General features: G+C 63.5%; 8 protein-coding genes. 6 read left to right on the top strand and 2 right to left on the bottom strand.

Annotated features, from left to right (window positions below; all coding sequences use genetic code 11):
• Positions 1–113: 113 nt before the first annotated feature.
• Complete coding sequence (locus C266_RS00735) at positions 114–1052, top strand: LysR family transcriptional regulator (protein WP_010803769.1); 939 nt, start codon at positions 114–116, stop codon at positions 1050–1052.
• A 7-nt stretch (positions 1053–1059) separates the two neighbouring features.
• Here the strand turns inward: C266_RS00735 and C266_RS00730 are convergent, their stop codons facing one another.
• Together C266_RS00730 and fnr are read right to left on the bottom strand one after the other, a co-directional pair.
• Positions 1060–1494, bottom strand: a complete 435-nt coding sequence (locus C266_RS00730) for a nuclear transport factor 2 family protein (protein ID WP_010803770.1) — start codon at positions 1492–1494, stop codon at positions 1060–1062.
• 259 nt (positions 1495–1753) lie between these two features.
• Positions 1754–2482: a fumarate/nitrate reduction transcriptional regulator Fnr gene (gene fnr / locus C266_RS00725; protein WP_010803771.1), complete on the bottom strand. Its 729-nt coding sequence runs from the start codon at positions 2480–2482 to the stop codon at positions 1754–1756.
• Positions 2483–2810: 328 nt separating this feature from the next.
• On the opposite strand from fnr, the gene scpB reads away from it, so the two are divergent.
• The 5 genes from scpB to infB all read left to right on the top strand — a co-directional run bounded on the left by scpB (position 2811) and on the right by infB (position 11356).
• Positions 2811–4040: an SMC-Scp complex subunit ScpB gene (gene scpB / locus C266_RS00720; RefSeq protein WP_010803772.1), complete on the top strand. Its 1230-nt coding sequence runs from the start codon at positions 2811–2813 to the stop codon at positions 4038–4040.
• Between the two features lie 181 nt (positions 4041–4221).
• Positions 4222–5955, top strand: a complete 1734-nt coding sequence (locus tag C266_RS00715) for a pseudouridine synthase (RefSeq protein ID WP_036661048.1) — start codon at positions 4222–4224, stop codon at positions 5953–5955.
• A 423-nt stretch (positions 5956–6378) separates the two neighbouring features.
• A complete protein-coding gene (gene rimP, locus C266_RS00710; protein WP_010803774.1) occupies positions 6379–6837 on the top strand; it encodes a ribosome maturation factor RimP in 459 nt (152 codons plus the stop codon).
• Positions 6834–8309: a transcription termination factor NusA gene (gene nusA, locus C266_RS00705; protein ID WP_010803775.1), complete on the top strand. Its 1476-nt coding sequence runs from the start codon at positions 6834–6836 to the stop codon at positions 8307–8309. Before rimP ends, nusA begins: the two co-directional genes overlap by 4 nt.
• A gap of 80 nt (positions 8310–8389) precedes the next feature.
• Positions 8390–11356 carry a translation initiation factor IF-2 gene (gene infB, locus C266_RS00700; RefSeq protein WP_010803776.1) on the top strand — a complete coding sequence of 989 codons (2967 nt, stop codon included), beginning with the start codon at positions 8390–8392 and terminating at the stop codon, positions 11354–11356.
• Positions 11357–11430 lie beyond the last annotated feature (74 nt).

The following is an 11430-nucleotide window of genomic DNA, read 5'->3' as shown; positions in this document are numbered from 1 at the left end:
GGGGGGGGGGGGGGGGGCGACGACGCACGTAGTGCGATAGCGAGAGACTACGGCTGGTCGATTACTTTGAGAATCCTGATAATACGGAAAAGATTTTTTGGAAAATCCATTAAATGGCATTGGACCTCGATACGGTGGCGTTGTTCGTGCGCGTGGCGGCGCTCGGTAATGTCTCAGCGGCAGGGCGCGAGCGAGGGCTATCGCCGGCCACCGCGAGTACGCGGCTGGTGCAATTGGAAGGGGCGCTGGGCACGCGCCTGCTGCACCGTACGACGCGGCGCGTCGCATTGACGCAGGAAGGGGAAATCTTCCTGCTCCAGGCGCAGGCGCTGCTTGCCGTCGAGGCTCAGGCACTGGCGAGCGTCGGGCAGGGACGGGCGGCGCCTCAGGGGCGTTTGCGGGTGTCGTGCTCGTCGTCGTTCGGCCGCCAGCATGTCTCGCCAGCGTTGCCCGAATTCCTTGAGGCCTATCCAGGTATTTCGCTCGACTTCCGGCTGACGGATCGCGTCGTCGACCTCATTGAGGAGGGCGTGGATCTTGCCATTCGCGTGGGTGCGTTGCGCGATTCGACGCTGGTGGCCCGCAAGCTCGCCACGAATCGGCGCACGTTGTGCGCATCGCCTGCGTATCTCGCGGCGCGGGGGGCGCCGAAGCACCCCAGCGACCTCGCCGGGCACGACTGTCTGATTCTCGGCGATCAGCGCGATTGGCGGTTCGTCACGCCGGGCGGCACGCGGGTTGTGCGTGTGAGCGGGCGTCTCGCGTCGGATAACGGCGAGGTGTTGCGCGATGCCGTTCTGGCGGGGCTGGGTATTGCGCTCAAGTCGACATGGGACATCGGCGCCCACTTGCAGCGCGGCGAGCTGGTGCCGGTGCTGCCGGCATACCCGCTGGCAGAGGAAGTCGCGATCTGGGCCGTCTACCCGAGTCGGGTGTTCGTGCCGCCGAAGACCCATGCACTGATCGAATTCCTGCAAGCACGCTTTGGCCCAACGCCGTATTGGGATGGGGATGCTGCCGATGCCTCGCCGGCGTTGACCCGGCCGCAGTGACGGTGCGTCAGTGCAGTCGATGGTTGCGGGGCTGCTGCGTGCGGGGTTCCTCGTGACCGATGGCCGGGCTGGCGTGATGCAGCACGAGCCGCCAGCCGTCGGCTTCCTTCAGATAGACGTTGGTGGCGAGCACAAAGGCGTAACGTGCCTCAGGATGGACTTCGACCTGAATCTGTTCGAGCACGTTATGAACGGCGCACAACGGATTGCGAGCGACCTGAAGATGGCTTACCGTCAATTGCATTCCGCCGTTCGCGAGGATCTGGCGCCAACTCGTGCGAACGGCCGCCGGGCCGACATGCCTTGGCCCCGAGGGGTGAATGCAGACGATCTCCTCGTCTTCCGACCAGACATCCATCAGCGTATCGGTGTCGCCGGCGCGCAGCGCTTCGTAATACGCATGCTCGGCGTCTTCCGGGCTCAGGAAAATGGCAGCGGGCATAACGGCAGCCTCCGTCGGAGTGATGCGCCGGGCTTGCGGGTATGCCGCCCGGCGAACGCGCCGATTATGGAGGGTTTGCCCGAGCTTGTCGAACACCCGGACGATGGCGGCGCCTGTGAGCGACTCTTGATCTGGCGCAAGGCAATGCCGGCCCGGTGCCGGTAGCTTATCGGTAATGCAGGAAAGCGAAAGCCAGCGCGGGCGGCGGCTTAGGGCGGGAGGCGCGCGGGGACGCGTGGGGCGCCCCCGGTTGCCGGTCTCAGCAGGGCGCGCCCGCGAGTTCGCGCAGTGCGATGGCGTCGACGATCTTAACGTGACGCTGACGGATTTCGATCATGCCGTTCTGGGCGAACCGCGAGAACAGCCGGCTGACGGTTTCCAGCTTGAGGCCGAGGAAACTGCCGATTTCCTCGCGGCTCATGCGCAGCACGAATTCGTTGGCTGCATAGCCGCGGGCGGCCAGCCGCTCGGAAAGGTTGATCAGAAAGACGGCCAGACGCTCTTCGGCGCGCATCGTGCCGAGCGCGAGCAGTTGCTGGTGCTCGTTGCGGATTTCCTGGCTCATCAGGCGGTGAAGCTGGCGTTGCAGCGACGGCACCTGACGCGATAGCGTCTCCAGTTCGCCGAAGCGAGCGATGCACAACTCGCTGTCTTCGAGCGCAATGGCGGTGCTCGGGTGACGGCTGTCGGCCACAGCGTCCAGGCCGATCAACTCGCCCTGAAGGTGGAAACCGACGACCTGTTCGCGGCCGTCGGGTGCGGTAACGCAGCTTTTCAGCGAGCCGAAGCGAATGCCGTAGACTGCGTTCAGATCATCGTTGGCGTGATAAAGCACTTCGCCCTTCTTGAGGCGACGGCGCTCGCTCACGAGTGAGTCCAGTCGTTCCAGTTCGGGTTCCGGAATGCCGACGGGCAGGCAGAACTGCCCCAGCGAACACGTGGAACAACGGGGCTGAGCGATGGGAGTTCGACCGATCTCGGTGGTCATGGAGGCCCCTGAAGTTATTTCGCGAGTTTACCATGGGGGCGTCGACCTATCGTTTTCCTTACCAAGACGTCAGGGTTTCGACGAAGCTTTACGGGCGCGAGTGTTTCAGTAATAATTGCGCACATACCGGACGTCCGTCTCGCCGTACCATCGGCCTGGGCGTTTTCCCGGCAGGTCGTTCGAAGCATCCAGGTTGCGCCGCCGTCACTACGACCGAACACAAACGGGCGCGCACTTATGCGAAGCGGGTTACGACCGCTTCTCGTGTTCCAAGCATCCATTTATTCCTGATACCGGGTCGCCAAGCCCCCGGTTTGCTTAGTCGCACATGAATACCCAAGAGGCGAAACTCGTCCTCGAGACCGCGTTGATTTGCGCGCAGGAGCCGCTCAAGGTCGGCGATCTGCGCAAGCTTTTCAATGACGCCGTGTCTGGTGACACGGTGCGCGCGCTGCTCGAGGAAATCCGCGTGCAATGGGATGGCCGAGGTGTGGAATTGGTGGCATTGGCCACCGGCTGGCGTTTCCAGAGCCGTCCGCGCATGCGTGAATACCTTGATCGCCTCAATCCGGAGAAGCCGCCGAAGTATTCGCGCGCCGTGATGGAGACGCTGGCGATCATTGCATATCGTCAACCTGTCACGCGAGGCGACATCGAAGAGATTCGCGGCGTGACGGTCAATACGCAGATCATCAAGCAGCTCGAAGACCGTGGCTGGATTGAGGTGATTGGTCATCGCGACGTGCCGGGACGCCCCGGCCTGTACGCCACGACCAAGGACTTCCTCGATGATCTGGGGTTGCGGGCGCTCGATGCGCTGCCGCCGCTGGAAGATCCCGCGGCACAGGCGCAGATCGATCTGCTCGCGCAGCAGAACATCGAATTCGGTGAGCGTGCCGAGGCCGAGGGCGAGGCGGGTGACGAGGCGACGTCCGACGACGCGCCCGTCGCCGATGCCGACGCGCTGGCGCGTCTGGCGCAAACGCGTGCCGATGAGTTGCCGCTTGCCCAAGGGTTGCCGGAAGGTCAGCGCCCGTTGGTGTCGACCGAAGAGGAATTGACGCAAGACGCCTTGCTCGATGCCGTGATGGCGGAAGGCGAAGGTATGCGCGAGGTGTCGCTCGAGGTGCTGGCGCAGGCGTCGAGCGAAATGACGTCAGACGTTGAGGAACTCGCGGACATTGCGCACGTCAGTGAGCAGGTCGATGCACCACACGGCGACGCTTCCGGCGACGACGGTGCGCGGGATGCCGCGAAAGCAGCATTCGATACCGATCTGCCGGAGGATGACATTGCCGGCCTGTCGGAAGACGTTGTGCAGGACGAGGAATATTCCGAAGAATCAGAGTCTGCGGTGTCGGTCGGCGACGATCCACCGCAAGATACGCAGGACGTAGCGACGCAGGCGGCAGATTCCGCGGCGTCGGTCACGCAGGAGGTTTCCCCGCACGCTGTCGACTCGGCAGCGAACGAAGCCGCCGCCGGACAGCCCATGTCCGGTGCGATGGATGACGACGAGAACGACGGGGACGACAAGAATCTCGTCACTGGTACCTGAAGGCACCGGCGCCTGGCGCCGGGAACACCCGCGGGACCGTTAGCGATAAGAACGAAGTCGCGGCAAGCATTTGCCGCGCATTCATGGTGCGAACACGGATCAGGGCAGCCACTAATGCCTGCCCACGACGATCCCGTTTTCCAATGAGGTTGTGTTGAAACAAAACGAAGAATCCCAGGACCTGCACGCACGCGATGCCGGTGCCGAAGCACGCGCGCCGGAAGGCGAGGGCGGCGACGACAAGACATCGCGCCGCGGTTTGCGCCGTGGTCCGCGCAGTCTGATTGCCCGCCGTCGTGCGGCTCAGCAAGCCAAGCGCGAAGGCGAGGACGGCGGTGCGGGTGAGTCCGCGCCGGACGCCGCGCAAGGCGCACCACTTGACGACGCACCGCAGGGGCCCGCAGCGGGCGCTGACGGTGCGCCGTCGGCTGCTCAGGGGCGTCCTCCTCGCAATGGCGCACGCAAGCCGCGCGGCGGCAAGCGTGACGGTGCCTCACAGGCGTCGCAGCCGGCGCAGGCCGGTGGCGGTGCTGGCAACGTCGCTGCGCCGGCCGGCAAGGCACCGCAAGGGGCCAAGGGGCGTGGCCGCAAGGGGGCGCCCGGCGCCGGTGGCGCCCGAGGCAACGCCGGTGGCAAGGGCGGCGACGACGATCTGTTTTCGTTCGTCACGTCGGGGGGCTTCGACAGTGAGGAGTCCGATGGCGACGCCAAGGCAGCCGCCAAGCGTGGCCGCCGTCCGGCAGATCGCCGTGTGCTGTCGCCGGACGACGAGGCACCGAAGCTGCACAAGGTGCTTGCCGAAGCCGGCATGGGCTCGCGTCGCGAGATGGAAGAGCTGATTCTCGCCGGGCGTGTGTCCGTCAATGCAGAGCCGGCCCACATCGGTCAACGCATTCTGCCCACCGACCTGGTTCGCATCAACGGCAAGCTCGTCAAGCGTCGCATCACGAGCAAGCCGCCGCGCGTGCTGCTGTATCACAAACCAGCGGGCGAAATCGTCAGCCATGCCGATCCGGAGGGGCGCGCGTCGGTGTTCGACCGCCTGCCGCCGATGAAGACGGCCAAGTGGCTCGCCGTCGGCCGTCTGGACTTCAACACGGAAGGTCTGCTGATTCTCACGACGTCCGGCGATCTGGCGAACCGATTCATGCATCCGCGTTACGAAATCGAGCGTGAATACGCCGTGCGTACCGTGGGGCAACTGAGCGAAGCCTCGCGCCAGCAACTGCTGCACGGCATCAAGCTGGATGACGGCGAGGCCAACTTCCTGCGTCTGAAGGATGGGGGCGGCGAAGGCTCGAATCACTGGTATCACGTGGCGCTGGCCGAAGGCCGGAACCGCGAAGTGCGCCGTATGTTCGACGCGGCGGGGCTGATGGTGAGTCGTTTGATCCGTACGCGCTACGGCCCGTTGACGCTCCCGCGCGGTCTCAAGCGCGGTCGTTACGAAGAACTGGATGACGCACAGGTTCGCTCGCTGTTTTCGGCTGTCGGCATGAAGATGCCGGGCCTGAGCCCGGACGAGAAGCCAAAGGGCGCTCGCGGCGGCAAGGCTGGCGCACCGAAGGAGTCGCGTCGTCAGCCGGACCCGATGCAGACCGCTCTGGGGGTTTTCAGTCGCGAGCCGGGGCAGTCGCGCCGTCCCCGCGCCAATCCGCTGACGGCATTCGTTGGCCCGAGCGGCGGCTATCCGGGACAGACGCCTTCGCCGCGCGGTGAAGGGCGACGCTTCGGCGGTGGCGGCTCGACGGGCGGCGGTGGTTTCGGCGGCCAGTCGCGCAGCGGTAACGGTAATGGCAATGCCAATGGCAATCGTAGCCGTGGCGGCAACCGGACGGGCGGCGGTGGCGGCGGTAACAGCGGTGGTGGCAACCAAGGCAACCGAGGCAATCGCGGCGGTAACCGTTCGCGTTGAGGCTGCCCGAACGTCACGATGTGGACGGCCGGCGAAGAATGGGGTGGCGAGCGATTGGCCGCCCCCATTTTGCAGCGCAGCAACGTTGCATTGATGCCCGTCAGGCGGGCTTTGGGGGCACCAAGCGTTGCAAATCGGCCCAAAACCATATAAAATCAATGAATAAGCTGGTTTGCGTGCCGCGCGATCTGTTGCGGCGCGCACCTCATGCGCAATGAGGCTGTAAGAAATGGGCGTTTCGCCCATTTTTTTTTGCCGCGAGCGTTTTACGCGCGGCCGATGCCGCCGCGTCGGGGAGTGGGTGTGCCAACACAGGTACGCCGGCCCGGACAGTCGAGGCAGGTATCGTGCGACGTCCCATGCGGGGCGCGCAGACATGTCGGGCGCTGCTAATGCGCGCGAGTTTTTCTAGGGTGAGCAAAGTTGCAATTGCCAGAACTGATCGAGACCACGGTCGAAGGCCTGGGTTACGAGCTGGTCGATCTTGAGCGCGCCGGCGGCGGTTTGCTGCGCGTCTACATCGACAAGCCGGAAGGCATCACGATCGATGACTGCGAGACAGTGAGCCGTCAGCTCTCGCATGTCCTGATGGTCGAGAACGTCAACTACGACCGACTCGAAATATCGTCGCCGGGGCTGGATCGTCCGCTGCGCAAGCTGCGTGACTTCGAGCGTTTTGCCGGTGCGGAAGTAAGTCTTACGTTGCGTGTGCCGCTCGAAGGCCGCAAGCAGTTCCGCGGCATCTTGCAGGCACCGCAAGGCGAAAACTTGAGCCTGGAGTTCGAAGGCAAGGGCGGCCCGGCGCTGCTCGATTTCACCCTCGCGGATATTGACCGTGCGCGCCTTGTGCCGCAGATTGATTTTAGGAGTCGCAAACGATGAGTCGCGAAGTATTGCTGTTGGTCGATGCGCTCGCGCGCGAAAAGAACGTCGACAAGGATGTCGTGTTCGGCGCGCTTGAAGCAGCATTGGCTTCGGCCACCAAGAAGCGCTACACCGAAGACGTCGACATTCGCGTGCACATCGACCGCGAGTCGGGCGAGCACGAGAGCTTCCGCCGTTGGCTGGTCGTGCCGGACGAAGCCGGTCTGCAAGAGCCGGACAAGCAGATCCTGCTGTTCGAAGCCAAAGAAGAAAACCCGTCGATCGAAATCGACGAGTTCATCGAAGAACCGGTGGAATCGCTGGAGTTCGGTCGTATCGGTGCGCAGGCGGCCAAGCAGGTCATTCTGCAGCGCATTCGCGATGCCGAGCGTGAGCAGATCCTGTCGGACTTCCTCGAGCGCGGCGAAAAGATCATGACCGGTACGGTCAAGCGTCTCGACAAGGGCAACCTGATCGTCGAGTCGGGCCGTGTCGAAGCGCTGCTGCGTCGCGATCAACTGATTCCGAAAGAAAACCTCCGTATCGGTGACCGCGTTCGCGCTTACATCGTGAAGGTCGACCGCACGGCGCGCGGCCCGCAAATCGAACTCTCGCGCACGGCGCCGGAATTCCTGATCGAGCTGTTCGGCATGGAAGTGCCGGAAATCGAGCAAGGTCTGCTGGAGATCAAGTCGGCCGCTCGTGATCCGGGCGTACGCGCCAAGATCGCCGTGGTGGCTTACGACAAGCGCATCGATCCGATTGGCACTTGCGTGGGCATTCGCGGCACGCGTGTGCAGGCCGTGCGTAACGAACTGGGCGGTGAGAACGTCGATATCGTGCTGTGGTCGGAAGACCCGGCGCAATTCGTGATCGGCGCCCTCGCGCCGGCGGCGGTGCAGTCGATCGTCGTGGACGAAGAAAAGCACAGCATGGATGTCGTCGTCGACGAGAACGAACTGGCCGTGGCGATTGGTCGCAGCGGTCAGAACGTGCGTCTCGCGTCGGAACTGACCGGCTGGCAAATCAACATCATGACGCCGGATGAATCGGCAGAGAAGCAGAACGAAGAACGCGGCACGCTGCGTACGTTGTTCATGCAGCGTCTCGATGTGGATGAAGAAGTGGCGGACATCCTGATCGAGGAAGGTTTCTCGAGTCTGGAAGAGATCGCCTACGTGCCCCTTAACGAAATGCTCGAAATCGAAGCATTCGACGAGGACACGGTGCACGAGCTGCGCAATCGTTCACGCGACGCACTGCTGACGCAGGCGATTGCCACCGAGGAAAAGGTCGAAGGTGTTGCACTCGACCTCAAGAGCCTCGATGGCATGACGCCCGAGTTGCTGGCCAAGCTGGCCGAGCATGAAATTCAGACGCGCGATGATCTGGCCGAGCTGGCTGTCGACGAACTGACCGAGATGACCGGCGTCGACGAAGAAGCTGCGAAGGCACTGATCATGAAAGCGCGAGAGCACTGGTTCCAATGATGACCTGCCCCGGCATGCATATGGAACAGTGAACTTTGAAGTTAACCGCAAGGCGCCTGGCCTTGCTTGAAGAGGTTTGAATGGCGAGCATCAACGTAGCCCAATTTGCTGCAGAACTGAAAATGCCGGCCGGCGTGTTGCTGGAGCAACTCAAAGCCGCCGGCGTGGACAAACTCAGCGCCGACGATTCGCTGACGGAAGCCGACAAGGCCCGTCTGTTGGAACACCTGCGCCGGTCCCACGGCGCGGGTGACGGCGACAAAAAGAAGATTACTCTGACGCGTCGCCAGACCTCGGAAATCAAGCAAGCCGACGCGACCGGCAAGGCGCGCACGATTCAAGTCGAAGTGCGCAAAAAGCGCACCTTCGTCAAGCGTGACGAGGTTGCGGAAGGCGCGGATAACGCGGCGGCCGCTGCCGCCGAAGACGAAGCGCTTCGTCAGCGTGAGGAAGACGCACGCCGCGAAGCGGAGCGTCTGGCGGCGGAAGCAGCCGAACTGAAGCGTCGACAGGAACAACTGGAGCGCGAAGAGGCCGAGCGTCGCGAGCGCGAAGAGAAGGAAGCTGCCGAGCGCCGTGCGCGAGAGGAAGCGGAGCGCGCAGCGGCAGCAGCCAAGGCAGCCGAAGAGCAGAAGGCGAAAGCCGAAGCCAAGGCCGGTGTGGAAGCCGAAAAGGTGCCGAGCGTTGACGCCGAAGCCGCCACCAAGGCAGACGCCGAGAAGGCTGAAAAGGCCGAGCAGGCCGAGAAGGCGGCAGCGGCCAAGGCTGACGTCGAGCGCGAGCAGGCCCGCAAGGCCAGTGAGGAAGCCCGCGCGGCCGCCGAAAAGGCGAGCGCGGCTGCTGACAAGGCGCGTGCCGAAGAGGAAGCCATTCGCAAGCGTCGTGCTGCGGCGGAAGCCGAAGCGCGTGCGATTCGCGAAATGATGAATGCACCGCGTCGCGTGCTGAAGGCACCGGAGCCGGCACCTGCTGCCGCTGTCGCGCCGAAGGCCGAAGCGAAGGGTACGCTGCACAAGCCGGCCAAGCCGGAAGGTGCCGCGAGCGCCAAGCCGGCAGACAAGAAGCCGGCCGCAGCCCCCGCGTCGACGACGGCTGGTGCAGCTGATAAGAAGGACAAGAAGGCCGGCGCCTGGCAGAAGGATGCCGATAACCGCAACAAACGTGGCGGCATGAAGACGCGTGGCGACGCGAGCGGCGGTTCGGATGGTTGGCGCGGCGGTGGCCGTGGCGGCCGTCGCGGCGACCGTCATTCGCAGGATGGTCAGGCATTCCAGGCGCCGACCGAGCCGGTGGTGCGTGACGTCCATGTGCCGGAAACCATCAGCGTTGCCGATCTCGCACACAAGATGTCGGTCAAGGCCGCAGAAGTCATCAAGCTGATGATGAAGATGGGTCAGATGGTGACCATCAATCAGGTGCTGGATCAGGAAACGGCAATGATCGTGGTGGAGGAGCTTGGCCACCGTGCGATCGCTGCGAAGCTGGACGATCCGGAAACGCTGCTGGAACTGGGCAACGAAGCGAAGGAAGTCGAATCGCTCCCGCGTCCGCCGGTGGTGACCGTGATGGGTCACGTCGACCACGGCAAGACCTCGCTGCTGGACTACATCCGTCGCGCCAAGGTGGCGGCGGGCGAAGCCGGCGGTATTACGCAGCACATCGGTGCGTATCACGTCGACACGCCGCGCGGCACGGTGACGTTCCTCGATACGCCGGGTCACGAGGCCTTTACGGCCATGCGTGCTCGTGGCGCACAGGCAACGGACATCGTGATTCTGGTGGTCGCAGCGGACGACGGTGTGATGCCGCAGACGAAGGAAGCAATCGCTCACGCGAAGTCGGCCGGTGTGCCGATCGTGGTGGCGATCAACAAGATCGATAAACCGGAAGCCAACCCGGACCGCGTGAAGCAGGAACTGGTGGCCGAGGGTGTGGTGCCGGAAGAGTACGGTGGCGATTCGCCGTTCGTGCCGGTGTCCGCCAAGACGGGTGCGGGTATCGACGACCTGCTCGAGAACGTGCTGTTGCAGGCCGAAGTGCTGGAGCTGAAGGCGCCGGTGGATGCGCCGGCCAAGGGTATCGTGATCGAAGCGAAGCTGGACAAGGGTAAGGGCCCGGTGGCAACGATTCTGGTGCAGTCGGGTACGCTCAATCGCGGCGACATGGTGCTGGCCGGTCAGGCTTACGGCCGTGTGCGCGCCATGCTGGATGAAACCGGCAAGAGCGCGAAGGAAGCCGGTCCGTCGATCCCTGTGGAAATTCAGGGCCTGTCGGAAGTGCCGGGGGCCGGTGAAGAAGTGCTGGTGGTTCAGGACGAACGCAAGGCACGCGAAATCGCACTGTTCCGTCAAGGCAAGTTCCGCGACGTGAAGCTGGCCAAGCAACAGGCCGCGAAGCTCGAGAACCTGCTGGAGCAGATGACCGAAGGCGAAGTGAAGACGCTGCCGTTGATCATCAAGGCTGACGTGCAGGGTTCGCAGGAAGCGCTGGCGCAATCGCTCAACAAGCTCTCGACGCCGGAAGTGCGCGTGCAGATCGTGCACGCAGCGGTGGGGGGCATCAGCGAAAGCGACGTCAACCTGGCAACGGCTTCGAAGGCGGTCATCATCGGCTTCAATACGCGTGCGGATGCACTGGCACGCAAGTTGGCCGAGTCGAACGGTATCGACATTCGTTACTACAACATCATCTATGACGCAGTGGATGAGGTGAAGGCGGCGATGTCGGGCATGCTGGCGCCGGAGAAGAAGGAAGTGATCACGGGTCTCATCGACGTGCGCCAGACGTTCAGCGTGCCGAAGATCGGGAAGGTCGCCGGCTGTATGGTGCTCGACGGCTTCGTCAAGCGTTCGTCGCACGTGCGTGTGCTGCGCGACAACGTGGTCATCTTCACGGGCGAGCTGGATTCGCTCAAGCGCTTCAAGGATGACGTGAAGGAAGTCAAGTCCGGCTTCGAGTGCGGTCTGTCGGTGAAGAACTTCAACGACATCACGGAAGGCGACCAACTGGAAGCGTTCGAAATCACGGAAGTTGCGCGCTCGCTGTAACGCGATTTGCACAACGGATGTGGAATGGCCCACCAAGCCGGGAAACCGGTGGCGTGGGCCATTGCATTATTAGC

The organism is Pandoraea sp. SD6-2 (genome assembly GCF_000389825.1).
In the GTDB taxonomy this organism is placed as follows: Bacteria; Pseudomonadota; Gammaproteobacteria; order Burkholderiales; family Burkholderiaceae; genus Pandoraea; species Pandoraea communis.
Note: the sequence above shows the minus strand (reverse complement) of the source record. Positions and strands in the feature narration are given on the sequence as shown.

Coding starts and splice junctions, on each gene's coding strand:
- nusA (WP_010803775.1), top strand. CDS start 6,834: ATGAGTCGCGAAGTATTGCTGTTGGTCGATGCGCTCGCGCGCGAAAAG.
- C266_RS00735 (WP_010803769.1), top strand. CDS start 114: ATGGCATTGGACCTCGATACGGTGGCGTTGTTCGTGCGCGTGGCGGCG.
- C266_RS00730 (WP_010803770.1), bottom strand. CDS start 1,494: ATGCCCGCTGCCATTTTCCTGAGCCCGGAAGACGCCGAGCATGCGTAT.
- infB (WP_010803776.1), top strand. CDS start 8,390: ATGGCGAGCATCAACGTAGCCCAATTTGCTGCAGAACTGAAAATGCCG.
- scpB (WP_010803772.1), top strand. CDS start 2,811: ATGAATACCCAAGAGGCGAAACTCGTCCTCGAGACCGCGTTGATTTGC.
- fnr (WP_010803771.1), bottom strand. CDS start 2,482: ATGACCACCGAGATCGGTCGAACTCCCATCGCTCAGCCCCGTTGTTCC.